A 25,464-nucleotide genomic window follows, 5' to 3' on the forward strand; every position below is an offset into this window, starting at 1 on the left:
ACCCGGCATATCCGGGCCCGAGCGTTCGACGTCGTCCCCTACCGTGGAGGGGATGCGCGCCCCGAGGACGAGACCGCGCGCACGAAGACGAACCAGGCGTGAGCGCCCTCACCATCGGTGAACGCCGGGCGACGCGACCGCGAACCGCGGGGCAGACCTGGCTCGGGCTTCCGCTATCGTGTCGGTTCGACACCCGGTGCCGGGTACGCGCCGCCGGCCGCGACAGCCCGCGCTCCCCGCAGCAAGGACATTTCTCCGCGTGGACATGACGACTTCCGACCCGCTTGTAGGCGCCACCCTGGACCGACGCTACTTCGTCGAGTCCAGGATCGCCGGTGGCGGGATGGCGACCGTCTACGTCGCCCACGACCTGAGGTTGGACCGGCGGCTGGCGTTGAAGGTGATGCACCCCTCGCTGGCGCAGGACCCCACCTTCGTCCAGCGTTTCATCAACGAGGCGCACTCCGTCGCCAAGCTCTCCCACCCCAACGTCGTCCAGGTCTTCGACCAGGGAGAGGACCAGGGACACGTCTTCCTGGCGATGGAGTACGTGCCCGGACGGACGCTGCGCGACCTGCTCAAGGCCAAGGGACGTCTGTCCCCGCGTGACGCGCTGAACGTGATGGCTCCCGTGCTGGCCGCGCTGGGCGCGGCCCACCAGGCCGGGATGGTCCACCGCGACGTCAAGCCCGAGAACGTCCTCATCACCGAGGACGGCCGCGTCAAGGTCGCCGACTTCGGTCTGGCCCGCGCGGTGGAACAGTCCACCCAGGGCCTGACCCGTACCGGCACCCTCATGGGAACCGCCGCCTACCTGGCACCCGAGCAGATCGAGAAGGGCACCGCCGACGCGCGCACCGACGTGTACGCCGCGGGCATCATGCTCTACGAGCTGCTCACCGGCGGTCAGCCGCACACCGGTGAGACCCCCATCGCCATCGCCTACCAGCACGTCAACGAGGACGTTCCCCGCCCCTCGCACTTCCTTCCGGGGCTGGCACCCGAGGTGGACGCGCTGGTCACCAAGGCCACCGAGCGCGACCCGCGATACCGCCCCGGCAACGCCGGCCAGTACCTGGCCAAGGTGCTGGAAGTGCTCAAGGACATGCCCGCGCCCCTCTCCTCCGACCAGGCACCGTTGGCGCCCGTGGCCTCGGCCGCGGCCGTCACGGCGGCCGTGACCGCTCCGCAGCTCATCGCCGGCGGCGCCGGTCCCGGCACGGAGAACGCCACGATGGTCGTGGACATGGACCCCGTCGGGCCGGACGAGGACGGATACGACGACTACGACGACGAGGGCTACGACGGTTCCCACGACCGGCGGCGCCGCAGCCTGCTGATCGGGATCGGTGCCGCGATCCTGGCGTTGGTCGTGCTCGGCGCCGGCTGGTGGTTCCTGTCGGGCCGCTACGCCGAAGTCCCCGACGTGGTCGGCGCCACTCCCGAGGCCGCGCGTGAACTGATCCGCTCCGAGGGTCTGCGCTACGTGCTGTCGGAGGAGACCGTCTACAGCGACTCCGACACGGGCACGGTCGGACGGACGGACCCGGAGTCGGGGACACGGGTGTCCGCCGACGACGAGGTGATCGTGTACCTGTCCAAGGGTCCGCAGACGGTCTCCATGCCCGATCTGGTCGACGCGGACGCGGCCGACGCGTTCAAGGCACTGGAGGACCTCGGTTTCTCCCCGGACGCCATCGTCCAGGAGGACGTGGACAGCGAGGAGGTCGAGCCGGGCGCGGTGGTCTCGACAGAGCCCGAGGCCGGGCAGGAGGCCGACCGGGAGGAGACGGTCACGGTCTTCGTCAGCCGCAGCATCCCGGTGCCCGCCGTGGTCGGCGAGGAACTGGACGACGCGCGTCAGACGCTGGAGGAACTCGGCCTGACCGTCGACGTGGTCGAGGAGGAGAACGCCGACATCGACGAGGGGAAGGTGATCCGGCAGAGCCCGGACAGCGGCTCCAGCGTCGGCAGCAACAGCACCGTCACCCTGACCGTCTCCACCGGGCCGCCGGGCGTGGAGATCCCCGACGTGGTCGGCATGTCCGTGAGGGACGCGCGCAAGGAGCTGAGGGAGGCCGGTTTCGACGTCAAGGTCGAACGGCTCTTCGGAGGCCGGACCGTGTCGCACCAGTCCCACACGGGCAAGGCCCCCGAGGGGACGGAGATCACGATCACCGCGACGCCGGGCGGTATCGACCTGGGCGATCTCGACGACCGTGACGACGACTGAGTCGTTCGAGGGACGTCTCCCCTGAGAACACCGGGAACCGCCGGGGCGCGTGGGCCGTATGGAACCACGCGCCCCTTCTTTCTTCCCCTTCCCGATCCGCCCATGGTCTCCCCGGCGGTATAGGGTCGCTTCATGCTGAGCGAGGCGGTCCGCGTACTGGTGGTGGACGACCACCCGATGTGGCGTGAGGCGGTGGCGCGCGACCTGGAGGAGGCCGGCTTCGCTGTGGTGGGAACGGCGGGCGACGGGGCCAAGGCGCTGCGCATCGCTCCGGCCACACGTCCCACCCTGGCCGTGGTCGACCTGAACCTGCCCGACATGACCGGGGTGGAGTTGACCGCGGGTCTGGTCGCGCTGCCGGAGCCTCCCCGGGTTCTCGTGCTGTCCGCGAGCGGCGCCGGTGACGACGTCCTGGCCGCGGTGAAGGCGGGGGCCACCGGCTATCTGGTCAAGTCCGCGGGGCGTGAGGAGCTGCTGGAGGCGGTGCGCCGGGTCAACACGGGCGAGGCCGTGTACACCCCGGGTCTGGCCGGTCTGGTCCTGGGCGAGTACCGCAGGTTGTCCTCCGCCGAACGCGCCCCGGCCCCGGGGGCGCCCGCGTTGACCCCGCGTGAGACCGAGGTCCTGCGCCTGGTCGCCAAGGGACTGGCCTACAAACAGATCGCGCAGCGGCTGGGCATCTCCCACCGCACCGTGCAGAACCATGTGCAGAACACCCTCACCAAACTGCACCTGCACAACCGTGTGCAGCTGGTGCGGTACGCCATCGACCGGGGTCTGGACGCATAGTCTGGGGTCATGGAGTCCGTGCCCTGGGCGGGGGTGGCACGCGGAGGGCGCAACGTCGTCCGTTCCCGTGGCCGTCTTCCCCTCCCACGGTCCGCTCCCGGACGGGCCTCCCGGGTTGGCCCGGGGTCCCTGAGCACACTATGGTCTAGACCATATGGCGCCATGCGCCGTACGAGTACACAACGTCGAGGAGAAGTCGCATGCGAGTCGGGGTGCTGACCGGTGGCGGAGACTGCCCTGGTCTGAACGCGGTCATCCGCGCCGTGGTCCGGAAGGGCATCAAGGACTACGGCTACGAGTTCGTCGGCTTCCGGAACGGCTGGCGTGGTCCGTTGGAGGGCGACACCATGCCGCTGGACGTGACGGCGGTGCGCGGCATCCTGCCCCGGGGTGGCACCATCCTGGGCTCTTCACGCACCAACCTCATGAAGATCGAGGGCGGTGTCGAGCGCGTCAAGGACAACATGGCGGGACTGGGCATCAACGCCCTCATCGCCATCGGCGGTGAGGACACCCTGGGAGTGGCCCGCCAGCTGTACGACCGCGGCGTCAACGTCGTGGGGGTGCCCAAGACCATCGACAACGACCTCAACGCGACCGACTACACCTTCGGTTTCGACACCGCGGTGAACATCGCCACGGAGGCGATCGACCGCCTGCACACCACCGCCGAGTCGCACCACCGTGCCCTGGTGGTGGAGGTCATGGGTCGCCACGCCGGATGGATCGCCCTGCACTCCGGTATGGCCGCGGGCGCCAACGTCATCCTCATTCCCGAGCGCCCCTTCGACATGGACGAGGTCGTCAAGCACGTCGAGAGCCGCTTCGAGACCCAGTACGCGCCCATCATCGTGGTCGCCGAGGGCGCCCACCCCAAGGAGGGGCAGCTACAGCTGGCCACCGGGGAGAAGGACTCCTTCGGGCACGTGCGCCTGGGCGGCATCGGCCAGAGCCTGGCCCAGGAGATCGAGCAGCGCACCGGCAAGGAGGCGCGCTCGGTGGTCCTGGGACACGTGCAGCGCGGTGGTACCCCGAGCGCGTTCGACCGGGTGCTGGCCACCCGTCTGGGGGTGAACGCCATCGAGTCCGTGCACGAGTCCGACTTCGGCAAGATGGTGGCCCTTCAGGGCACCGACATCGTCCGCGTGAACCTGTCCGAGGCGACCGACACCCTCAAGACGGTTCCCGACTTCCGCTACGAGGAGGCCGAGGTCTTCTTCGGCTAGTCCGGGTCCGCCCGGATGTCGGCCACCGGCCACGTGCGCCGAAGCCTCCGGACGCTCCGCGCCCCCTCCCCGGGAACGGGGAGGGGGCGCCTCACGTGGCGGGAGCCGCGCCGCCCGCCGTCCTTCCGATGGACGGAGCGGTGTGGAGGATGATCGATACTGGAAGGATGGCAAAGGGCGATCCCGGCTCCGCCCCGCCGTACCATCTCGCACCGGGGCACGAAGGCATCCACCGGAGGTAGCACCATGTCCGCGTCGCTTGAGTCCGCGCCGCTTCCCGCAGTCGAGGACGGAACCGACGCCGGGCTCGGCGAGCTCTGCGTGCTCATGAAGCTCGGCGAAATCGTCCTCAAGGGCTCCAACCGCAGGCTCTTCGAGCGTCGCCTGCACAACAACATCCGCGCCTCGGTGCGCGACCTGGGCGAGATCCGCCTCTCCCAGCGAGGCGCGGGCGTGATCATCGTGCGCAAGCCCGACGCCTCGGACCTGGAGATCGCCGAGATCGCCGACCGTATGGCCAACGTGATGGGCGTGGTCTGGGTGCACCTGGTCCGCCGGGTGGCCAAGGACCTGGACGCGATCACCGACGTCGGCGTGCGTTCCCTGGCCGGGCGCGAGGGCACCTTCGCGGTGCGTGCCCGCCGCCGTGACAAGCGTTTCGAGATGACCTCGTCGGAGCTGGCCGGGTACCTGGGTTCCAAGGTCATCGAGGCCTACGGATACCCCGTCGACCTCAAGCGACCCGACAACACCCTGTACGTGGAGGTGGACAAGGACGAGGCGTTCGTGTTCACCGACGGGATCCCCGGGCAGGGCGGCCTGCCCGCCGGGATGAGCGGTCGCGGCCTGGTCCTGATGTCGGGGGGGATCGACTCCCCCGTCGCCGCGCACCGGATGATCCGACGCGGTCTGAAGGTCGACTTCCTGCACTTCTCCGGAATGCCCTTCACCGGGCCGGAGTCCATCTACAAGGCCTACAGCCTGGTCCGTCAGTTGGACCGCTACCAGGTGGGCTCACGCCTGTTCGTGGTCCCCTTCGGCAAGGCCCAGCAGCAGCTCAAGAGTTCGGGTACCGAGCGACTCCAGATCGTCGCCCAACGTCGTCTGATGCTCAAGACCGCTGAGGCGCTCGCCGACGACCTTGGTGCCGAGTGCCTGATCACCGGTGACGCGCTGGGTCAGGTCTCCAGCCAGACCATGACCAACCTGACCGCTCTGGACGACGCGGTGGACCTGCCGATCCTGCGCCCGCTCATCGGTATGGACAAGACCGAGATCATGGACCAGGCGCGTCGGATCGGGACGCTGTCCATCTCCGAACTGCCCGACGAGGACTGCTGCACCATGCTGACCCCGCGTCAGGTGGAGACCGCGGCCAAGATCCCGGACCTGCGCCAGATCGAGAAGCGCCTGGACGCCGAGGAGCTCGCCGAGCACCTGGTCTCCACCGCCCAGGTCCACAAGCCCAGTTTCCTGGGTGAGGCCGCCCCGCGACGGGTGGCGCCCGCGAGCGCGTCGCTGGCCGGTTAGGAACCCTGCCGTGGGGGAGGCCTCCCCCACGGCGGTGGTGTTCCCATCGGACGTCGCGCCCGTCCTACACCCGGTTCACAACCGGGCCGGTTCGCGGCCGGGAGCCGGGGTGAGCGTACGTCCGGTCAACGCGCCCAGGGTGCCCGCCAGGTCCCGCAGTTCGGCCAGGTCCTCCTCCACCAGGGCCTGCGGACCGTCGCACAGGGCGTTCTCCGGGTGGGGGTGCACGTCCACGATGACGCCGTCGGCGCCGACGGCCACGGCCGCACGCGAGAGCGGCAGGACCAGTTCCCGTTTGCCCCCCGAGTGGGACGGGTCGACGATCACCGGCAGGTGCGACAGGTTCTGGGCGACCGGAACGGCACTGATGTCCAGGGTGTTGCGTGTGGCCTTCTCGAAGGTACGGATGCCCCGCTCGCACAGAACGATGTCGAGGTTGCCGCGCTGGGCGACGTACTCGGCGGCCATCAGCCACTCCTCGATGGTGGCGCTCATGCCGCGCTTGAGCAGCACCGGCTTGCCCACGTCTCCGACCGCCTGGAGAAGGGCGAAGTTCTGCATGTTGCGGGTGCCGATCTGGAGCATGTCGGCGTAGGAGGCGACGAGCTCGACGTCCGCGGCGTCCACGACCTCGGTGACGATCGGCAGTCCGGTCTCGGTTCGCACGTCGGCGAGGATCTTCAGTCCCTCTTCGCCCAGGCCTTGGAAGGCGTAGGGGGAGGTACGGGGTTTGTAGGCGCCACCGCGCAGCAGGGAGGCCCCGGCGCGTATCGCCATCCGGGCCGCGGTGAGGGTCTGCTCGGGGGTCTCGACCGCGCAGGGACCGGCGATGACGGTCACGTTGTCGCCGCCGATGGGCACTCCGCGCACGCTGACGACACTGCGGCTGTGGTGGTTCTCGCGGCTGACGAGTTTGTAGGGGGCGGAGATGCGCAGAACGTCACCGACACCGGGGCGAGCGGCCAGGTCGAGGTGCTGGAAGTTCTCGATGTCTCCGACCAGACCCACGATCGTGCGGCTCACACCGCGCGTCACGTAGGCCTCCCCTCCCGCGGAGGTGACGATCTCGACCAGATCTTCGATGTTGTCGGATGTGGCGTCCGGTGCCATCACGATGACCATGTGGTTTCTTCCTCGCTGCTTGTCGGGTGGAGAAGCGAGCCGAATGATGCCCGGAACACGAAAAAGCCCCGGGCTCTACCGGCCCGGGGCTCAAGTCGTCTGTGTCAGCGCAGCGCTTTACAGGCGACCGGGGTGTCGGGCCGGTAGCCATAAAAGCGCCAAAAGATCCGCTGCATGGCAGTGACTATAGCGCACCGCCGTCAAGGATCCGCACGCGACGGCCGGGTGATGTTGCTCTCGGAGTCCCCACGGTGGCGATGCCCTTCCTCCGTGGTCGGCCCGCCCGGAGCCCGGCGGCCCTCCAGCGGGCGTCGCACACGTCTCAGTTCCGCGGAACGCGCATCTCCACCTCCGTTCCCTGCCCTGGGACCGACACGTACTCGGCGGAGCCTCCCAGGTCGCGTAGGCGTCCTCGGATGGACTGTTCCACCCCGAGGCGGCCGTCCGCGCGGGCCTGTGCCAACCGTCCGTCCGGAATACCGGGTCCCTCATCGCGCACGGACACGGTCACCGCCTCGTTCTCGTCCTCCAGCAGGACCCAGACACGGGTGCCCTTCGGGCAGTGTCGGTCCACGTTGTCCAGGGCCGCGAGAACGGCCGCGAACAACTCCTGTGCGGCGTGACCGGGCAGGGTGACGGGTGTGGCCGGTGCGGACACCGACACGTGGACGGATTCGACACGGCGCAGGAGTTCCCGCAGGTCGACCGGTGAGGTGGAGGGGCCGGAGGTCGGCGTGTGGCCGACCTTCTCCACCGTCGAAGGTCGCAGCGGTGTCCCGTCTCGGTCGGGCAGGCCGTCGGTGATGAGTGCGCGCAGCCGCACCTCCTGGTCGCCGGCCATCCGTCCCAGTTCCGCGGCCTCTCCTCCGGCCTCCGCGGCCCGCCGCCGCACCAGGGCCAGCACCTGCAACACCGAGTCGTGGATCGAGCGTGCCAGTTGCTCGCGCTCACGGATACGAGCCTCCAGGGCGACCGCCCGGGCGAAGCGCTCCTCCGCCTGTTCCGCCACACGGACCATGTAACCGACGGCCGACCCGCTCAGGAGCAGCAGCACCACACCCCGGGCGGTCGCGGCCGTGACGGCCGCGTCCATGATCGCGCGTAGGGCGAGGTCGGCGACACCGTAGAGAACCGCGACGAGCACCGCGCCGCGCCTGCCCAGGATGGCACTGGCCGCCAACGCCGCTCCCGCGAACCAGTAGCCGCTCAGCGGTGGAGCCTGGGTGAGGTAGAACGGCGTGGCCGCCCACGCGGTGGCGAACAGGCAGCCGAAGGACACGACCAGGTCCGCGGTGAGCAGTCGCCAGGTACGGTTCTCGGGGCGGGCGTAACCGTAGGTGGTGGCCACGGTCCATGCCGACATCACCGTCAGCACCGTCCAGGCCGCCCAGGGGCGGGAGAGGTACTCGTGGTGCTGGACCGTGAGGAGCAGGGAGTAGGCCAGGGCCACCGCGCGAAAGAGTGCGAAGGCCCGCCAGAGGGGGACGTCGAAACCCAGTGCTCAGACCACCGCCCCGTTGTCCGGCCCGTTGTCTCCGGGGGGACGTGAGTCGGTCATCCGGAAGAGGAGCACGACGAAACCGACCAGGAACGCCACCACGGCCATGAACATCGACCAGCCGGGCAGGGTGATGCCGAGGAAGGCGGCCCCGAAGACCAGGGCCGGCGCTCCCAGAACACCGAACCAGGCCGCGATGCCCACACGGTCGCCCTGGAGCAGTGGTGGCGGTGGCGGCGGCTCGTAGTGTCCCTCCAACTCCGCCTCGGCGCGGCGGCGGGCCTCGTCCTCGTCGTCCTCCTCGCCCTCGTCGAATCCGTCGGGTCCCCCGTCCAGGAGGTCACCACCGGGGGAGGTCTCCTCCCTCCGGTCGGAGGCGCTGAGGTTCTCGGCGTCGGGCCAGGCGACCCGGCGGCGTTCGGCCGAGGCGTCGGCGTCGTCGTAGAAGCGCGCGACCAGGTCGTTCCAGACCTCGTCCTCGTTCGTGGACCCGGCCGGTGCGGCGTCGGGACCGACGTCGGCGGGAGGACCGTCGAGCAGGTCGCCGCCCAGGGTCTCGGAGATTCCGGGGGGCCCACCCCCGTCGCCCTCGGGCCGCGGTTCGTGCGGCGCCGGCAGATCAGGGGTCGCACGCCCGCCCAGTTGGGGAAGCTCCACCCCCAGGACCTGTTCGGCGGCGGTCCGTTCCTCCGCGTCCACGTACAGGTGGTCGGTGGGCGGGTCGTCGCTTCGTCCTCCCGCCGGATCGAGGACGTCCTCCTCCAGGGGCACGGCGTAGGCGGCGATACCGCTGCGTCGCAGCGCCTCCAACATCAGGTCGGCGTGCGAGGGCGCGAGCAGGATCAAGGGCACGTAGGCGTCGGCGAGTAGGCCGTTGCCCCGACGTTGTGTCATCGGTCGGCTCCTTCCCCGCTTCTCCTGTGCTCTCGCACGAAGGCGAGGCTCCCGTCGAAGATCGTGGCGGCGTCATGGTCGAGGGTCGCCACGTGGTAGCTGTCGTGAAGCAGATGGATCGTCAGCCGGGTGTTGACCGCTCTTCTAGCGAGGATACGCAGACTCCGTGGTCCCACAACGTGGTCCTGTGTACTCCTGTACGCCAGGATCGGCGCCCGCAAACCGGACATGCCCTCCTGAACTTCACGCCACAGCTTCGGGAGTGTCGCCGCGGCGGCGGTGGGAACGCGGTCGTAGCCGCCCTCGCCGGTGTCGTCCTTGGAGATGTCGGCGCCCAACCCGGGTGTGGAGGGCATGATCCGCGAGATCGCGTGGCGGAAGGGCGCGATGAGGGGCAGACGCATGTCCTCCACCACCAGGGAGGGGTTGACCAGCACGGCCCCGCTCACGAGGTCGGGATGTTCCTGGGCCAGGCGCAAAGTGAGGGCTCCGCCCATCGAGAGCCCCATGACGAACACCTCCTCGCAACGCGAGGACAGGTCCAGGAGGACCCGTTCGACCGCGGCGAGCCAGTCGTCGCTGCCGGTGAGGTTCATGTCCCGCCACACCGTGCCGTGCCCGGGAAGGAGGGGAACCTCCACACTGAATCCCGCCGCGGCCAGGTACTCGCCCCAAGGGCGCATCGAGTACGGCGAACCGGTGAAGCCGTGACACAGCAGGACACCGACCCCCGATCCGCGGTGGCTGAACGGTTCCGCGCCCAAGATGAGCGGGTGGTCGGTGGGCGGTCTCACGGAGCGGCTCCAGGGGATCATGCGGTGTGCGGCGGCTGAGGACACGGGCGGCCGGAGCTCGGTCGTCAAGGGCATGCGGATCCTGGCTCCAGCCGTGAGGCTAACCGTTCGGCGAATTGTTTGTCATCAGGCGCGGGGACGGATATCCCTTCCGCGGACGGAAAAAGGGACTCCGTCCTCCGGGGAGGGACGCCGTCCCGGCCGGGTGAGGGCCGCCGTCCGCGCACCGGAGGAGGGAGGGGACGCCGGCGGTCGGGCCCGACTGAGTATCCTCGGTCTGCGTCAGGTGGACGGCTGTTCGGGGGACGCTTTGGCACTCTCCCCCGCGCGGTGGGAAGATGGCGCACGTCGGGTAGCGGCTCCACCGTGGCTCTTCGGGCGTGGGCCCTCATGGCAATGTCAGCCGAGCGGGACAGTGAATCGTGGCAGATCCTGCCCAATGCTCCCCGCGTGTGCAGGGGTGATCTGAGCGATGTTCTACTGGGTGGTCAAAGCGTTCCTGGGGCCGGTGCTGGCCGTGCTGTGGCAACCGCGCGCCGAGGGCGTGGAGAACGTTCCACGCCGGGGGCCGGCCATCATGGTCAGCAACCACCTGTCGTTCTCCGACCACTTCTTCGGCCCACTGCCGCTGCCACGGAAGATCACCTTCCTGGCCAAGGCCGAGTACTTCACCGGCAAGGGCGTCAAAGGGCTGCTGAGCCGGGCCTTCTTCACCGGCGTGGGCCAGATCCCCATCGACCGCTCCGGCGGCAAGGCCAGCGAGGCGGCGCTGCGCACCGGCCTGAAGGTCCTCAAACGCGGTGACCTGCTGGGCATCTACCCCGAGGGCACACGCTCCCCCGACGGCAAGCTGTACCGGGGACGGACCGGGGTGGCTCGGCTGGCGCTGGAGTCCAGGGCACCGGTCGTGCCCATGGCGATGATCAACGTGGACAGGATCATGCCACCCGGGCGCACCCTTCCCAAGCTGGGCATCCGCCCGAAGGTCAAGTTCGGCGAGCCTTTGGACTTCTCCCGCTACTACGGCATGGAGAAGGATCCTCGTGTGCTGCGCGCCGTGACCGACGAGATCATGTACGCGCTCATGGAGCTGTCCGGTCAGGAGTACGTGGACCGCTACGCGCAGTCGGTCAAGGCCGATCTGGAGGCCGAGGCCAAGGAGGCCCGGCGCGAGCAGAACGCCGACGACAAGGACCGCAGACGTGCCGAGCGTGCTCGGCGCAAGGAGGAGCGCCGGGCCCGCCGCGAGGAGAAGAAGCGGTCCAAGAGCGGCGAGCCCGAGAAGTAGCGGTACGGGCGGCGAGGCGGGGTCCGCGCGGTCGCACCGGCCCGCCCGTACGGCCGCCCCGGCCGACACCACGTCAGTGACGGGCCAGGTCACCGGCTCCGACGATGCCCGCCTCTCCCCCCAGTTCGGCCAGGCGTACATCGGCCAGGCGACGCCCGGGCCTGCCCGAGACGTGCCGTGCGAAGGAGTCGCGGACCGGGTCCAACAGGATGGCCCCCGCGTCGGAGACCCCGCCGCCCAGGACGAAGCACTCGGGGTCGAGGATGGCGACGAGGTCGGCCAGGCCGACGCCGGCCCACTCTCCGACGGTGGCGAAGCAATCCAGTGCCGCCCTGTCCCCTTCGAGCGCGGCCTGGGTGATGACATGCCCCTGGACCTGTTCGACGACACCGTCGGCGAGCTTGAGCATGCGCTCGGCGGCCAGGGGGTCGGTGCGTGCGCGGTCCTGTCCCTCGGCGACCAGGGCACGGCCGCTGGCGTACTGTTCCCAGCATCCGTGGTTGCCGCAGGGGCAACGACGCCCGTAGGGGACCACGCGGTAGTGGCCCACCTCCGCCGCCACGCCGAAGCGTCCGCGGTGCAGGACACCGTCGATGACCAGACCGCCACCGATACCGGTGCCCAGGGTGATGCAGACGATGTGGTCGCTGCCGCGTCCGGCCCCGAACCTGGCCTCGGCCCAGGCGGCGGCGTTGGCGTCGTTCTCGATGACGACGGGCAGGCCCACGCTCTCCTGGAGACGCTCCTTGAGCGGCTCATCACGCAGACCGACGTTGACCGCGATCTGGACGGTCGCACGCTCCTCGTCCACGAAACCGGCCACACCGACGCCCACCGCCCCGATGTCCCCGGAGTCCCGCCTTCCGCGTAGTTCTTCGACGGCCCTGGCGACGGTGGCGGCCAGCCCCTGGGGATCGTTCTCGGGGGTGGGGTACTTGACCTTGTCCAGGATCTGCCCGTCGCGGTCGACGACTCCGGCTGCGATCTTGGTGCCGCCGATGTCTACGCCGATGGTCAGCATGGGGGCAGCTCCTTCGTACTTACGCCCGAACTCTGACATAAGTCTTAAGGTTCATGGCTGAGATTTTCCATATGGGGAAGCCCCTTGATTAAACCAGGCCCGCGCCACCCCCGGCACCCCCGCCCTCACAGCGGCTCAGGACGCGCGAGGCCAGGCCCGTCGGCTCGGCACAGGACCAGGGACCGGGGCGTTGGCGACGGCCCCGAAACACCGTGGGCGTCTTCCCCGCACCCCCTGGAAACCTCCGCCGCGCTCCGACCCGTGCTCAGACGTCCCGAACACGGAAACCTTCGGCACCTACGGCGTGTCGGCTCGTTCCTCGCAAGCCCGCCTCCGGCACCTCCAGAACCCCGTGGGCGTCTTCGCTGTGGCGGCCCGGGGAGTGCTGGAAGAAGCAGTCCGGGGAGTGCTGGAGGAGCGGGCGCTAGCTCTCCGTGGGGAGCCGACGGTCGCCGTCGTCCGCCCCTTCGCTTCGCGTGGGTCCTCCGGTTCGTTCGGAGCCCTGTCCGGGGGCGTCCTCACGGGCCTGTTCCAAGGAGTGCTCGACCACGCTCCAGGTGCGGCCCAGGGCACCGGCCATCGCCAGACCGGCTCGACCGAGGTGCCCGACCACCTCGGGGGCGGAGGAACGCACGATGTCCAGCACCTCCTCCAACGCGGGACGGCGCTGTTCCGACTCCAACCGGATGGCCTCCTCCCACACGTCCCCCTTGCTCGGGGGAGGCGAGGTGACGGCGCTCACCCCACGGCGGACCCCGGCCGTCAGCAGCTTGCGCTGGAGGCTGTCGACGAGCCTCAACGCCTCGTCGATGAGCTCCTGACCCTCACCCCTGCCCTCGCCACCATTACGGTTGGCGTTCTCCGTCATGTCGGATTCCTCCTCATACCAGGTCCTGCTTCACGGTAACCGGCACCGAGGGCGCCGGGGAGGCTCCCGGGGCAGGATCAGGGAGGAACCAGGGTGGTACGGACGTCGGCAGCGACAAAGCTTGACAAATGCCACATAAGCCACAAAGACTCCACAAGGCCCCTGATGTGCACAAAGTCATGCTCTGCGTATAGTCTCGCGTGCATACCGGGGGCGACCAGACCGCCACTTTCGCCCGTCCGCCCCGAGAAGGCCGGAACACCGGGCGCCCCGAAGGTCGGACAGGATCCGATCGACACACCCGACCCGACTCCAGTGCGTGCCCAGAAGAGGGCAGAGCGTGTCGTACAGTGCTCTGGCCTCCTCTTATCAGCCCTGTCGGGTCACCGTTGGATACCGAACGGCAACGTGTTCTACTCACGAGTAGAGTCCTGTTGTTACGGTCATCACGTCCCCACTGTCAAAAACCCGTACACGTCCAGGAGCACCACGTGCGCGAATACAGCTCTCCCGCGAAGGTCGAGATCTCCGCAGACGCGCGACTGACCGACACGCTCGCCGCGCGTGCGACCAGCGAGCCCCACGCCGTCGCCGCCCGCCGTCAGGAGTCCGGCCAGTGGCGCGACGTCACCGTGGCGGAGCTGCACGGTGACATCACCGCGTACGCCAAGGCCCTGCTCGACGCCGGCATCGAACACGGTGACCGCGTCGCCCTGATGTCACGCACCCGCTACGAGTGGACCGTCGTCGACTACGCCCTCTGGTCCATCGGCGCCGTGACCGTTCCGATCTACGAGACCTCCTCCGCCGAACAGATCGAATGGATCCTGTCGGACTCCGGAGCCAAGGCCGCCTTCGTGGAGACCCAGGCACACGCCGAACGTCTGGAGTCGGTCCGGGACAAGACCCCCCAGCTCACGACGGTCTGGAGGTTCGACGGACCCGAGTTCTCCGAACTGCGCTCCGCCGGCGGCGACATCGGCGACGAGACGCTGGAGAAGCGCCGCACCGCGGTCAAGGTCGACGACCTCGCCACCCTCATCTACACCTCGGGTACCACAGGCCGCCCCAAGGGCTGTGAACTCACCCACCGCAACTTCCTGTTCATCGCCCGCGGCGCGATCGAGGGGCCGGCCCAGCAGGTCATGCAGGGCAAGGAGAACCCCTCCACCCTGCTGTTCCTGCCCCTGGCACACGTCTTCGCCCGCTTCGTCCAGGTCATGGTCATCGAGGCCAAGGCCATCCTGGGCCACTACCCCTCCACCGGCCCGGACCTGATGGAGCAGTTCTCCGTCTTCCGCCCGACCTTCCTGCTCGCGGTCCCCCGCGTATTCGAGAAGGTCTACACCAAGGCCGAGCAGAAGGCCTCGGCCGAGGGCAAGGGCAAGATCTTCAACGCCGCGGCCGAGACGGCCATCGCCTACAGCAAGGCCCTCGACAGCGGCAGGATCCCCTTCGGACTCAAGCTCCGCCACGCACTGTTCAGCAAGCTGGTGTACAGCAAGCTGCTCGCGGCCCTGGGCGGCAACGCCGAATACGCCGTTTCCGGTGGCTCCGCGCTGGGCTCGCGTCTGGGCCATTTCTTCCGCGGCATCGGCTTCACCATCATCGAGGGCTACGGCCTGACCGAGAGCACGGCCCCCACCACGGTGAACAGCGCCGACTTCAACAAGATCGGAAGCGTGGGCCGGCCGCTGCCCGGCACCACGGTCAGGATCGACGACGACGGCGAGATCCTCCTCAAGGGCGACCACATCATGGTCGGTTACTGGAAGAACGAGAAGGCCACCAAGGAGGCCTTCACCGAGGACGGCTTCTACCGCACCGGCGACCTGGGCTCCCTGGACGAGGACGGCTTCCTGAGCGTCACCGGACGCAAGAAGGAGATCATCGTGACCGCGGGCGGCAAGAACGTCGCCCCGGCCGTCCTGGAGGACCGCATCCGCGCCCACCCCCTGGTGAGCCAGTGCATGGTGGTCGGCGACAACCGCAAGTTCATCGCCGCGCTGGTCACGATCGACCCCGAGTCGTTCGTGCAGTGGAAGGAAGCCAACAACAAGACCGGCGAGATCGCGGACCTGACCGAGGATCCCGATCTGAACGCCGCCGTCCAGGAGGCCGTGGACAACGCCAACAACGCGGTGTCCAAGGCCGAGGGCATCAAGAAGTTCAAGATCCTGCCCAGCGACTTCACCGAGGAGAACGGTCAGATGACCGCCTCCCTGAAGGTCAAGCGCCACGTGGTCAGCAAGCAGTGGAGCCAGGAGATCGACAGCATCTACGCGGGCTGAGGCCCACGAGCGCACCGACGTCGAAGGGCCGGTCACCCGAAAGGGGTGGCCGGCCCTTCGACGTCCCCTCCCCTCCCCGCCCCGCACGTTCGGCGTTCGCCCACGGTGGGAGGCAGGCACCGTCGTGGCACCCTTCTCCGCGACGAGCCGGTGGAGGCGAGGCCGTCTCGCCCCCTTCGTCCACACGTACGGACGGGCCGGGCCCCGGGGCGCCGAGCGCCTCGGGACCCTTGCGGACCCCTCTGGTGGATGGTCGGGACGGGGGCCCGGCCGTGGTGTCGACGACCCCCTCCGGGCAAGGCCGCGAACACACGGGCCGGGTCGCGAACACGGACGGACCCGGCCGCGTTCGCGGCCGGGTCCGTCAACGGCGTGGTGGACGCCCAGGGGCGTTCCGGGTCCGCGTTCGGGCGGACCGGGGGTCTCCCCTAGTGGGTCGCCTCCTTCTCACCCTCCGGAACGGAGTGGTGCAGGTGGTGGCCACTGTAGGGCTCCACGTCGTCGAGCGACACGTTGTCCTTGGTGTACCACCGGGCCAGGGCGAGGCGGAGCTTACCTGGACCCTTGCGGGTCTTGGGGTTCTCCACGCCCTTGTCGTCGACCTCGGGCTCGCTGAGCGCGGTCGAGGTGAGGGGCGGCTTGTTCTCCAGGACGTGGATCGTCTCGTCGGAACTGCGCTTGTGCACCTCGATGAACTCACCGCTGGGCAGCTGCTGGATGGTGCCGCTCTCGTAACCGTGCTCCAGGGTCTCCCGGTCACGGCGTTGCAGACCCAGGCAGATCCGCTTGGCGATGATGTAGCCCAGGATCGGACCCACGATGGCCAGTACACGGAAGATGTACGTGGTCAGGTACAGGTCGATCGAGAAGGTCTCCGACAGGATGTCGTTGGACCCGGCCAGCCACAGCACACCGTAGAAGGTGATTCCCGCCACGCCCACACCAGTGCGCACCGGCGCGTTGCGCGGGCGGTCGGCGACGTTGCGCGCGCGTTTGTCCCCGGTGATCCACTGTTCGATGAACGGCCACAAGGCCAGACCACCGAAGATCAGACCCGGAACAATCAGGCCCGGCACCAGGACCGCGGTCGGAATGGCGTAGCCGAAGGGCGCGATGTCGAACCAGTTCGGGAAGATGCGCAGCGATCCCTCCATGAAGCCCATGTACCAGTCGGGCTGGAGGCCCGAGGTGATGGACGTCGGGGTGAAGGGCCCGAACAGGTGGATCGGGTTGATCTGCACGAACCCGCTCAGACCCGCGGTCACGGCGAACGTGAAGAAGAAGAACCCGCCCGCCTTGACGGCGAACGCCGGATACATGGGTGTTCCGACCACCGTCTTGTCCGTACGCCCCGTGCCCGGGTACTGGGTGTGCTTCTGGTGCCACAGGATCATGAAGTGCGCCACGATCAGGCCCAGCAGCAGCGCCGGGATCAACAGCACGTGCAGCATGTACAGCCGCGTGATGATGTCCTCTCCCGGGAACTCCCCGCCGAAGAGGAACATCGAGATGTACGGGCCGACCAACGGCAGGGCGAGCATGACGCCTTGCAGGATGCGCACGCCCATGCCCGAGGGCAGGTCGTCCGGCAGCGAGTAGCCGAAGAGCCCCTCGACCATGGCCAGACCGAAGATCGCCACACCGATCAGCCAGTTGATCTCACGCGGTTTGCGGAACGCCCCGGTGAAGAACACCCGGAGCATGTGCACGACCAGTGAGGCAACGAAGATCAGCGCGGCCCAGTGGTGGATCTGCCGGACCAGGAACCCGCCACGCACCTCGAAGTCGATGTAGAGCGTGGAGGCGTAGGCCTCGGACATGGGAACGCCTTGCAGGCGTTCGTAGGCGCCGTCGTAGACGACCTCCAGCATGCTCGGCTTGAACCAGAGCGTGAGGAAGACGCCCGAGACGAGCAGGATGATGAACGAGTACAGCGCGATCTCACCCAGCATGAACGACCAGTGGTTCGGGAAGACCTTGCGCAGGTTCTTCTCGCCGGTCTTCGCCAGGTGGAAGCGGTCGTCGATGAAATTGCCGACGCCGCGAAGCGCCTTGGGTGCTTGCGTGGTCTTACTCATCGACTAGTCCTTCGCATAATCCCAGAACGTCGGACCGGGCGGCTCGGTGAAGTCGCCGGTCGCGATGAGATAACCCTCGTCGTCGACACCGATCGGCAGCTGCGGAAGAGCGCGGTGCGCTGGACCGAAGACGACGTGCGCGGCGTCGGCTGCGTCGAAGGTCGACTGGTGGCACGGGCACAGGATGCGATGCGTCGTGCGCTCGTACAGGGCCGCCGGGCAGCCCACGTGTGTGCAGATCTTGGAGTAGGCGACGATGCCGTTGTGCGTCCAGTTTAGACGCGTCTCGTCGGTCCCCTCGATCTTTTCGGTCATCCTCTCCTTCCAGTCCCCCTCCGGCACCTTGATGAGCATGATGACGGACTTGGCCTGGTCGTCGAGGCTGATCCCGTGGTAGTGGCCTTCCTCGTCCATCGCGGGCAGGGCGGAGATCATCCCGTTGGGGTCGTTCTCCAGGTCCTCCGGGCGCAGGGCCCGGCTGGTGCCCTCGACGTACATACGCCGACCGTTCTCCCACGGAGTCGTCTTGAGCTTGTCGCCGGGCAGAGGGCCGGTGTCGCGCAAAAGCACGATCGGAGCCAGGCCCAGGGGCAGCATCGCCAGGATGAGGGTGCGCCGCATCAGCGGGCGCTTGGTGAACCCGCTCTCGTCGGCGCCCTTCATGAAGAACTCTCCGAAGGAGCTCTTCTCCTTGTCACTGGAGGGCAGCTCGTCGTAGGGAGAGTGCACCTCGTAGTGGGGCATCACCTGGCGTGCCCACACCGTCATGCCCGCGCCGATACCGAACATGGCCAGCGTGAGCGTGCCGCCCAGCAGCATGTTCGAGTACTGGGCGATCAGCGGGTGGCCGATCGCGGGCTCGCCCGCCGCGTTGGGCGGGAACAGGAAGTAGGAGACCAGGAAGCCGATCCCGCCGAGGAAGGCCAGGACGAACCACAGCGAGGCGACCTTCTCGCCGCGACGCTGCATCTCCTCCGGGCGGACGTGCGTCTCGGAGGCCTCGTAGGGCCCGTCGTGCTCGTCGTGCGGGGCCCCGGGGACCCCGGCCACCACTCGCTCATCGGCCTTGGGCGTGCCGACCACGCGGTCGGGCCGGGTGTCTCCGGCCTCGTTGTTGTCGTTGGCGTTGTTCTTAGTCATGGGCTCGCTGCTTCGCGGTGATCCAGATCGCGCAGGCAATGATCAGGGAAAGGCCTACGACCCACCCGATGAAGCCCTCGGCGACCTGGCCGACCCGGTTGAGGTCGAAGATGCCCCCGGCGTTGGGTTCGGCCTGGAGCTTCTTCACATAGGAGATGAGCTCCTGCTTCTCCTCAGGCTCGATGACGGTGTCACTGAACATCGGCATGGCCCCGGGACCGCTGACCATGGCCTCGTAGATCTCGCGCGGAGTCGCGTCGTGGATCTCGGGGGCCCAACGGCCGTCGGTGAGGGCACCGCCGCCGCCGGACCAGCCGTGGCAGTGCGCACAGTTGGTCAGGTACAGCTTCATGCCCATGTCGGTGTCATCGGCGCCTTCGATGTAGGCCTCGAAGTCGGCCTCGTGCTCCTCCATCGCGGCTTCGTAGGACGCGTCGTCCTCGAAGTTCTCGCGCTGGGGGGGTCCACCGGGCACCTCGTAGGGGATGTCCGGTCCACCCTCCCTGATCTCCTCGTTGTAGTAGGCGATCAGGTTGGCCAGGTCCTGCTCGGACATGACCATGGGCCTGCGCGGCATCTGGCTGTCCGGGTCCATGGACGGCATGCGTCCGGTGCTGACCTGGAAGTTGACCGACGCCGCACCGGAGTTGCGGATGTCGGGTCCGGTGTCGCTGCCACCGCCGTCGTAGTTGTGGCAGGAGGCACACGTCTGGTTGAAGATGTCTTCGCCCGCTGCGACGTCGACGTCATCCGGTGACGGGACCTCGGCGGCGAGGGTCTGCGCCTCGGCTTGGTCGGCGGTGGGTGCCAGGGCGGCGTATCCCACCCCGAAAAGGGCTAGCGCGAGGATGACGACGACATACCCCGCCAGGGGATGCCGTCGCCGCGCGGTGATCCATTTCACGGTTTCCCCGTTTCGGGTTATTGGATGAAGTAGATGGTGCAGAACAAAGCGACCCAGACGACGTCGACGAAGTGCCAGTAGTAGGACACGACGATCGCGCTGGTCGCCTGCTGGTGAGTGAAGCGCTTAGCGGCGTACGTGCGTCCCAGCATGATGAGGAACGCGATCAACCCACCGATGACGTGAAGTCCGTGGAAGCCCGTGGTCAGGTAGAACATCGACCCGTAGGCGCTCGACTGCAGAGTCAGCCCCTCGTGGACGATGAGCTCGTAGTACTCATAGGCCTGTCCCAGAACGAAGAACAGTCCCATGAAGAACGTGATGAAGAACCACATGCGCAGCTTCTTGACGTCGCCGCGTTCTGCGGCCCAGACGCCCGCCTGAGCGGTGAAGCTGGAGGCCACCAGGACCACGGTGATGCCCAACGCCCACGGAACGTTCAGGTGGGTGTCGGGCCACTCCCCCAGTTCGGGGTTGCCGTTGGTCACCGATCGGATGGTGAAGTACATCGCAAACAGCGCGGCGAAGAACATGAGCTCGTTGGCCAACCACACGATGGTGCCAACGCTCACCAGGTCAGGACGCTTTGCCGCACCATGCGCTGGTGTCGGTGATGATTTTGGGTTCGCGGTTGCTGTCGCCACGCCAGCATTATTACGGCATCTCCCGAGCACCCGTACCCGACCCCCCGTAACGGGGGGGATCGACACCGGAACGGGGCCCTCCGGGGGCCCAGAACAGCCTTTTTTCCGCGACTGACGCGTTATTGTAGCGGCCCGACTTCCCTCGGTCGCCATCGGCGCACCAGGGCGGGCCGAAACCCGGGACCTCGGCCCCCTCCGGCCTTCCGGTACCCCCGCGGCGCCCCTCCAACCCGCCCCACCCAACATCCCGACATCAAAAACATCACTGTTTGATAACGTGACCCTGGGGCGGGCTGACGTGCGGCCCGAACATGCCGGCATCCTGCTGTGTTGGAGATCTCATGCCGGGGGCGGGACCACCGCCCCGCCTGGGCAGCGGAGCCTTCAGGCAATACAGTCAGAGGTATACAGCCAACGAACGCCTCGGCCGCACCTCTCGACGACAGACGACAGCGGCCCGGGTCACACGTGATGGGACGGTTGCGCGATGGTGGTCAGCGGTACGGACACGGGTGCCAAGATGCGCGTGCTGGTCTACAGCAGCAACGCCGACACCCGCGAGCAGGTGCGCCTGGCGATCGGCCGCCGCCCTGCCGCCGACGTTCCCAAGGTCGAGTTCGTCGAGTGCGCGACGGCGCCCGTGGTCCTGCGCCGGCTGGAGGACACCGATCCGGCCACCCGCATCGACGTGGCCATCTTCGACGGCGAGGCCTCCCCGGTGGGCGGCATGGGCCTGTGCCGTCAGGTCAAGGACGAGATCTACCGCTGCCCCCCGGTACTCCTGCTCGTGGGCAGGCGCGACGACGGCTGGCTGGCCACCTGGTCCCAGGCCGAGCAGGTCGTCAGTCACCCGATCGACCCCGTCGCGCTCGCCGAGGCCCTGGCCGAACTGATGCGCCTGCGGGTCGCGGCCCTGAGCGGATGAGGCCGATGGGCCGCCTCCCGGGAGGGGTCGGCGACGGCGAACGAGAACTGCACCGTCGCCGCATGGTCGGCGCCGCACTGCACCACGGCGCCAGCATCGGACGATGGCGCGGCCACGCCCCGCCTCTCCTCCCGGGTGCCTGAGGGACGCCGGCCGCTCGAAGCGCCGGCGCCTCCGGCTCCCGCGTCCGTTTCCTGACCGTGGAGCTACAACATGAACGTCCCTGCCAACGCACGTCCCGACGATCCGGGGTCCCGCGAGGAGTCCGCCGTGACCGAGCGGACGTGGTCCAACCTCCTCACGGCCCTGCTCGGCGGCCGTGACCTCGGTTCCTCCGACACCGCGTGGGCCATGCACGAGATCATGTCCGGCTCGGCGAGCGACGCCCAGGTCGCCGGGTTCGCCATCGCGCTGCGCGCCAAGGGCGAGAGCGTGTCGGAGGTGACCGGCCTGGCCCAGGGCATGCTCGACAACGCCGTCCGGATCGACGTCTCCGGCCCCACGCTGGACATCGTCGGTACCGGAGGCGACCGGGCCCACACGGTGAACGTGTCCACGATGGCCGCGATCGTGGCCTCCGCGGCGGGCGCGCGCGTGGTCAAGCACGGCAACCGTGCCGCGTCCTCCTCCTGCGGGACGGCCGACGTCCTGGAGCGGTTGGGCGTGGTCCTGGACCTGCCTCCGGAACTGACCGCGCGGGTGGCCGAGGAGGCGGGCATCACCTTCTGCTTCGCCCCGGTCTTCCACCCCTCGTTCCGTTTCACCGCCAAGCCGCGCCGCGAACTGGCCGTGCCGACCGTCTTCAACTTCCTCGGTCCACTGACCAACCCGGCGCAGACGACCGCCTCGGCGATCGGCGTGTTCGACGAGCGCATGTGCGAGGTGATCGCCGGAGTGTTCGCCCGTCGCGGCTCCTCGGCCCTGGTGTTCCGGGGCGACGACGGACTGGACGAGCTGACCACGACGACCACGTCCACGGTGTGGGTGGTGCGCGACGGCCGGGCACACCGCGAGTCGCTGGACCCGGCCGATCTGGGCATCGCCCGCTCTCGACCGGAGGACCTGCGCGGCGGCGACGTGGAGTTCAACGCCCAGGCGGTACGCGACCTGGTGGCGGGGCGCCCGGGGCCCGTCCGGGACGCGGTGCTGCTCAACGCGGGCGCCGCGTTGGCCGCGGTGGAGGGCGTGGAGGGTTCCTTGTCGGAGGCCGTGCGCAACGGGTACGAGCGGGCCGCCGCGGCCGTCGACGACGGCGCGGCCGAGAGCACGTTGGAGCGTTGGGTGGAGCTCAGCCAGGCCCACGCCAAGTCGCTCTGAGCAGTCGCGGCGCCGCACGCTCCGGGGCCCGGTGCCGGGCCCCGGAGCTTCCACGGGAAGCGGTCACCAGCCGATGGCGAAAGCCGACTCCAGGTCGTGCTTGGAGTAGGCCTGGAAGGAGATGTGGGTGTCGGACGACAGCACGCCGGGCACCTTGTTCACCCGGCCGGGGATCACCTCGGCCAGCTCCTCGTGCCGACGGACCCGCACCACGGCGATGAGGTCCACGCCGCCGGTGACCGAGTAGACCTCGCTCACTCCGTCGATCTCCGCGATCGCCTCGGCGACCTCGGGAATGCGGTTGACGTCGGCCTTGATCATGACGATCGCGGTGATCACTGTGCCTCCAGGGCGGTTCCTCGGACAGTCGGGACGGACGCGCCGACCGTGCGGAGCGCTAGTAGACGTCGGAGAGCCGCGTCCCGGAGCGCCATCGCAGCCGGTAGACCACCAATCCCGCGACCACCCCGGCGATGAACCCGTACACGTGGGCCGCGTAGGCGACTCCGTTGTCGGCACCAGGGGTGCTCGATGTGGTGACGTAAAGAAGATACTGAAACGCGAAGTAGCTGCCCACCACGGCCCACCCGGGCAGCCGCATCGGAATGACGACGAACACCAGCATGGTCACACGACTGCGGAACTGCACGACCAGGTAGGCGCCCAGCACCCCCGAGATCGCCCCCGAGGCGCCGACCATGGGCACCGTGCCCTCGACGTCGGTCAACGCGAAACCGTAGACGGCGGCGACCCCGGTCAACACGTAGAGCACGGCGAAGCGCAGCCCGCCGATCCGGTCCTCCACCACCGGACCGAACACGAACAGGTACACCATGTTGCCGATCAGATGCACCGGACCGCTGTGCAGGAACATCGAGGTGACCACCGAGAGCCACACCGGCTTGTCGCCCAGGGGGCCGCATCCGGGCACGGCGTGCGGCACCTGGTCCACCCGTCCCAGGATCTCGGCGGGGATCGCGCCCCAGAACATGAAGTAGTCCTGGATCGCACAGTAACGGCCGATGATGTCGGCGGGGTACCACACGGCCGTCGCCGCCTGGGGGGAGGCCAGGTACGCCAGGACGTTGACCGCGATCAGCGTGTAGGCCACGACGGGGACGCGGCGGACGGGGTGGTCGTCATTGAGCGGAAGCGCGGCCATGGGCCCAGTGTGTCATCTCGGTGTGCGCTTCGGCGCTACGCCGAGGGCATGTCCACTCGCCTTCGATCTCCACCAGCCGGGTGGCCGGATCGGTGAGCCACCGCAGGATCACGTCGGTCTCCTCCGGCAGGGTGCCGGGTCCGGACCCGTGTTCGGCGGGCACGTACTCGGCGGTGGCGACCAGCGAGGCGAGGAAGGTCTCGGGGTCGGTGCCCGGGCGTAGGAGCGCGCTGCCGGCGAGGCGTCCATGGCGGATCACGCACGTCTCCCAACCCTCCTCGGTCCGGCGGCAGGCCACCAGGTGGGGCACCGCGGTGAGAGCGGCCAGGCGCTGGGCCCGCCGGGCGCCGCGGAGGAAGGCGGCCAGACGGTCGCGCACACCGGCGGCCTCCTCGTAACGCAACCGCGCGGCCAGTTCCGCGATGCGTTCGGTGTGCGCCTCCACCACCACGGCCGGGTCGCCGGTCATCGCCTCGCGCACCGCCTCGACGTGCGCGGTGTAGGCGGCCAGACTCTCGGTGCCGTCACAGGGTGCGCCGCACCTGCCCAGCTGTGCGAGCACGCACGCTCCCGTCCAGCGTTCGCCGGCCGACACCCGGGGCGCGGCCGTTCCGCCCTCCACGGGTGTGAAGGCGTGGGTGCACTGGCGCAGCGCGAACGCGTGCAGCAGCGCCTCCTTGGCCTGCTCGGCCTCCCGACGCGAGCCGTAGGGGCCCAGATGGGGTGCGTCGTCCACGAGCCCCTGCACGAGGGAGAGGCGCGGATAGGCCTCGTCGGTCAGTCTGACCCGCCAGGCGCGCTCGGGGTGGCGGGAACGCCGGTTGTAGGGAGGTCGACGTTCGGCGATGAGGCGCAGTTCGCGCACGGAGGCCTCCAGCTCGCCGGAGCACACGAGGGGGACGACCCCCTCCACCAGCCTCGCCATCTCACGGATGCGCTCGCGGTTCTCGGCCGCGGTGAAATAGGTGCCCACCCGGCGGCGCAGGTTCTTGCTCCTGCCGACGTAGAGACTCTCTCCACGCGCGTCCGTGAACACGTACACTCCGGGCCGTTGGGGCAGTCCCTCCGCCAGATGGCGTTTGGCCCGTTGTGCCTTGGTGGGCGGCCTGGTGACCGCGCGCAGCTCCTCCAGGCTGGAGACGCCCATGGGCCGCAGGCGTTCGATCAGCCCACGCAGGACCCCCGCGGTGGCACGGGCGTCGTTCAGGGCGCGGTGGTCGGGTGTGGTCGCGACCCCGAAGTAGGTGGCGAGCGTGGCCAGCCTGTGGTCACGCGTCTCCCCCCGCCAGAGCACCGCCCGGGCCAGGCGGAGGGTGTCCACCACCGGGTGTCCGGGCCACTCCCTGCCCTGGCGTGCGCACGCGGCCTTGAGGAAACCGGTGTCGAAGGCCGCGTTGTGGGCCACCAGCACCGTGTCGGGTTCGGCGTCCAGGAAGGCCAGCAGCCGGGACAGGACCTCCTCCATCGGCGGGGCCTTCGCCACCATCGACTGTGTGATCCCCGTCAACAACGTGACGCGGGCCGGAACGGGGACCTCGGGGTCGACCAGGGTGGTGAACTCGTCGACGATCTCGCCGTCGCGCACACGGACGGCGCCGACCTCGGTGATCCGCGCGTCGGTGACGCTGGTGCCGGTGGTCTCCAGGTCCAGGACGACGAACGTCGCCGCGGACAGCGGTGTACCGAGATCGCTGATGCTGGTTTGGACGCCGGTGTGCGCCACGGACTCTCGAACCACCC

General features: G+C 68.8%; 21 protein-coding genes. 8 read left to right on the forward strand and 13 right to left on the reverse strand.

Features of this window, described 5'->3' with window-relative positions:
- The first annotated feature begins 259 nt into the window (after window positions 1-259).
- The 4 genes from pknB to thiI all read left to right on the forward strand — a co-directional run bounded on the left by pknB (window position 260) and on the right by thiI (window position 5,778).
- Window positions 260-2,233: a Stk1 family PASTA domain-containing Ser/Thr kinase gene (pknB, locus tag PFX91_RS00375; RefSeq protein ID WP_285728555.1), complete on the forward strand. Its 1,974-nt coding sequence runs from the start codon at window positions 260-262 to the stop codon at window positions 2,231-2,233.
- A 132-nt stretch (window positions 2,234-2,365) separates the two neighbouring features.
- Window positions 2,366-3,022 (forward strand): response regulator, encoded by a 657-nt coding sequence (locus PFX91_RS00380; protein WP_285728556.1) that lies wholly within the window; start codon window positions 2,366-2,368, stop codon window positions 3,020-3,022.
- A 200-nt stretch (window positions 3,023-3,222) separates the two neighbouring features.
- Window positions 3,223-4,248: a 6-phosphofructokinase gene (locus tag PFX91_RS00385; protein WP_285728557.1), complete on the forward strand. Its 1,026-nt coding sequence runs from the start codon at window positions 3,223-3,225 to the stop codon at window positions 4,246-4,248.
- Window positions 4,249-4,494: 246 nt separating this feature from the next.
- Entirely contained in the window at window positions 4,495-5,778 is a 1,284-nt protein-coding gene (thiI, locus tag PFX91_RS00390) for a tRNA uracil 4-sulfurtransferase ThiI (RefSeq protein ID WP_285728559.1), read from the forward strand.
- 75 nt (window positions 5,779-5,853) lie between these two features.
- Here thiI and aroF read toward each other — a convergent pair whose 3' ends face one another.
- The 4 genes from aroF to PFX91_RS00410 all read right to left on the reverse strand — a co-directional run bounded on the left by aroF (window position 5,854) and on the right by PFX91_RS00410 (window position 10,086).
- Complete coding sequence (gene aroF, locus PFX91_RS00395; RefSeq protein ID WP_285728561.1) at window positions 5,854-6,900, reverse strand: 3-deoxy-7-phosphoheptulonate synthase; 1,047 nt, start codon at window positions 6,898-6,900, stop codon at window positions 5,854-5,856.
- Window positions 6,901-7,222: 322 nt separating this feature from the next.
- On the reverse strand, window positions 7,223-8,398 hold the full coding sequence (gene macS / locus PFX91_RS00400; RefSeq protein WP_285728948.1) for a MacS family sensor histidine kinase: 1,176 nt from the start codon (window positions 8,396-8,398) through the stop codon (window positions 7,223-7,225).
- Window positions 8,399-8,401: 3 nt separating this feature from the next.
- A complete protein-coding gene (locus PFX91_RS00405) occupies window positions 8,402-9,292 on the reverse strand; it encodes a hypothetical protein (RefSeq protein WP_285728562.1) in 891 nt (296 codons plus the stop codon).
- Entirely contained in the window at window positions 9,289-10,086 is a 798-nt protein-coding gene (locus PFX91_RS00410) for an alpha/beta hydrolase (protein WP_285728564.1), read from the reverse strand. Before PFX91_RS00410 ends, PFX91_RS00405 begins: the two co-directional genes overlap by 4 nt.
- A 472-nt stretch (window positions 10,087-10,558) precedes the next feature.
- Between PFX91_RS00410 and PFX91_RS00415 the strand changes: the two genes are divergently transcribed.
- Entirely contained in the window at window positions 10,559-11,374 is an 816-nt protein-coding gene (locus PFX91_RS00415) for a lysophospholipid acyltransferase family protein (protein WP_285728565.1), read from the forward strand.
- 73 nt (window positions 11,375-11,447) lie between these two features.
- Here the strand turns inward: PFX91_RS00415 and PFX91_RS00420 are convergent, their stop codons facing one another.
- Together PFX91_RS00420 and PFX91_RS00425 are read right to left on the reverse strand one after the other, a co-directional pair.
- The gene (locus PFX91_RS00420) at window positions 11,448-12,395 is read right to left on the reverse strand and encodes an ROK family glucokinase (protein WP_285728566.1); all 948 of its coding nucleotides are present in this window, start codon (window positions 12,393-12,395) and stop codon (window positions 11,448-11,450) included.
- Between the two features lie 424 nt (window positions 12,396-12,819).
- Window positions 12,820-13,263: a hypothetical protein gene (locus PFX91_RS00425; RefSeq protein ID WP_285728567.1), complete on the reverse strand. Its 444-nt coding sequence runs from the start codon at window positions 13,261-13,263 to the stop codon at window positions 12,820-12,822.
- 491 nt (window positions 13,264-13,754) lie between these two features.
- Between PFX91_RS00425 and PFX91_RS00430 the strand changes: the two genes are divergently transcribed.
- Entirely contained in the window at window positions 13,755-15,554 is a 1,800-nt protein-coding gene (locus tag PFX91_RS00430) for an AMP-dependent synthetase/ligase (RefSeq protein ID WP_285728569.1), read from the forward strand.
- 428 nt (window positions 15,555-15,982) lie between these two features.
- Here the strand turns inward: PFX91_RS00430 and qcrB are convergent, their stop codons facing one another.
- Genes qcrB through ctaE form a run of 4 tightly spaced genes read right to left on the reverse strand, consistent with a single transcriptional unit; the run spans window position 15,983 to window position 20,350 of the window.
- Window positions 15,983-17,632 carry a cytochrome bc1 complex cytochrome b subunit gene (gene qcrB, locus PFX91_RS00435; protein ID WP_285728570.1) on the reverse strand — a complete coding sequence of 550 codons (1,650 nt, stop codon included), beginning with the start codon at window positions 17,630-17,632 and terminating at the stop codon, window positions 15,983-15,985.
- Window positions 17,633-17,635: 3 nt separating this feature from the next.
- Window positions 17,636-18,772, reverse strand: coding sequence for a cytochrome bc1 complex Rieske iron-sulfur subunit (gene qcrA, locus PFX91_RS00440; protein ID WP_285728572.1), 1,137 nt, complete (start codon window positions 18,770-18,772; stop codon window positions 17,636-17,638).
- Window positions 18,765-19,676 carry a cytochrome bc1 complex diheme cytochrome c subunit gene (gene qcrC, locus PFX91_RS00445; protein WP_285728573.1) on the reverse strand — a complete coding sequence of 304 codons (912 nt, stop codon included), beginning with the start codon at window positions 19,674-19,676 and terminating at the stop codon, window positions 18,765-18,767. Before qcrC ends, qcrA begins: the two co-directional genes overlap by 8 nt.
- A 17-nt stretch (window positions 19,677-19,693) precedes the next feature.
- Entirely contained in the window at window positions 19,694-20,350 is a 657-nt protein-coding gene (gene ctaE, locus PFX91_RS00450; protein ID WP_502888233.1) for an aa3-type cytochrome oxidase subunit III, read from the reverse strand.
- Between the two features lie 457 nt (window positions 20,351-20,807).
- On the opposite strand from ctaE, the gene PFX91_RS00455 reads away from it, so the two are divergent.
- Both PFX91_RS00455 and trpD read left to right on the forward strand, forming a co-directional pair.
- Complete coding sequence (locus PFX91_RS00455; RefSeq protein WP_285728575.1) at window positions 20,808-21,245, forward strand: hypothetical protein; 438 nt, start codon at window positions 20,808-20,810, stop codon at window positions 21,243-21,245.
- A gap of 213 nt (window positions 21,246-21,458) precedes the next feature.
- Window positions 21,459-22,562, forward strand: coding sequence for an anthranilate phosphoribosyltransferase (gene trpD, locus PFX91_RS00460; protein WP_285728576.1), 1,104 nt, complete (start codon window positions 21,459-21,461; stop codon window positions 22,560-22,562).
- Between the two features lie 63 nt (window positions 22,563-22,625).
- Here the strand turns inward: trpD and PFX91_RS00465 are convergent, their stop codons facing one another.
- Genes PFX91_RS00465 through PFX91_RS00475 form a run of 3 tightly spaced genes read right to left on the reverse strand, consistent with a single transcriptional unit; the run spans window position 22,626 to window position 25,462 of the window.
- Window positions 22,626-22,901: an Lrp/AsnC family transcriptional regulator gene (locus tag PFX91_RS00465; protein WP_285728578.1), complete on the reverse strand. Its 276-nt coding sequence runs from the start codon at window positions 22,899-22,901 to the stop codon at window positions 22,626-22,628.
- Between the two features lie 58 nt (window positions 22,902-22,959).
- Window positions 22,960-23,724 carry a rhomboid family intramembrane serine protease gene (locus PFX91_RS00470; RefSeq protein ID WP_285728579.1) on the reverse strand — a complete coding sequence of 255 codons (765 nt, stop codon included), beginning with the start codon at window positions 23,722-23,724 and terminating at the stop codon, window positions 22,960-22,962.
- Window positions 23,702-25,462, reverse strand: a complete 1,761-nt coding sequence (locus tag PFX91_RS00475; protein ID WP_285728581.1) for a DEDD exonuclease domain-containing protein — start codon at window positions 25,460-25,462, stop codon at window positions 23,702-23,704. The genes PFX91_RS00470 and PFX91_RS00475 overlap by 23 nt, the downstream gene beginning before the upstream one ends.
- Window positions 25,463-25,464 lie beyond the last annotated feature (2 nt).

Source organism: Nocardiopsis sp. ATB16-24 (genome assembly GCF_030271535.1).
GTDB lineage: Bacteria > Actinomycetota > Actinomycetes > Streptosporangiales > Streptosporangiaceae > Nocardiopsis.

Coding starts and splice junctions, on each gene's coding strand:
- PFX91_RS00425 (WP_285728567.1), bottom strand. CDS start 13,263: ATGACGGAGAACGCCAACCGTAATGGTGGCGAGGGCAGGGGTGAGGGT.
- PFX91_RS00405 (WP_285728562.1), bottom strand. CDS start 9,292: ATGACACAACGTCGGGGCAACGGCCTACTCGCCGACGCCTACGTGCCC.
- PFX91_RS00415 (WP_285728565.1), top strand. CDS start 10,559: ATGTTCTACTGGGTGGTCAAAGCGTTCCTGGGGCCGGTGCTGGCCGTG.
- PFX91_RS00385 (WP_285728557.1), top strand. CDS start 3,223: ATGCGAGTCGGGGTGCTGACCGGTGGCGGAGACTGCCCTGGTCTGAAC.
- aroF (WP_285728561.1), bottom strand. CDS start 6,900: ATGGTCATCGTGATGGCACCGGACGCCACATCCGACAACATCGAAGAT.
- qcrB (WP_285728570.1), bottom strand. CDS start 17,632: ATGAGTAAGACCACGCAAGCACCCAAGGCGCTTCGCGGCGTCGGCAAT.
- PFX91_RS00470 (WP_285728579.1), bottom strand. CDS start 23,724: ATGGCCGCGCTTCCGCTCAATGACGACCACCCCGTCCGCCGCGTCCCC.
- PFX91_RS00380 (WP_285728556.1), top strand. CDS start 2,366: ATGCTGAGCGAGGCGGTCCGCGTACTGGTGGTGGACGACCACCCGATG.
- PFX91_RS00455 (WP_285728575.1), top strand. CDS start 20,808: ATGGTGGTCAGCGGTACGGACACGGGTGCCAAGATGCGCGTGCTGGTC.
- thiI (WP_285728559.1), top strand. CDS start 4,495: ATGTCCGCGTCGCTTGAGTCCGCGCCGCTTCCCGCAGTCGAGGACGGA.
- qcrA (WP_285728572.1), bottom strand. CDS start 18,772: ATGACTAAGAACAACGCCAACGACAACAACGAGGCCGGAGACACCCGG.
- trpD (WP_285728576.1), top strand. CDS start 21,459: ATGAACGTCCCTGCCAACGCACGTCCCGACGATCCGGGGTCCCGCGAG.
- PFX91_RS00420 (WP_285728566.1), bottom strand. CDS start 12,395: ATGCTGACCATCGGCGTAGACATCGGCGGCACCAAGATCGCAGCCGGA.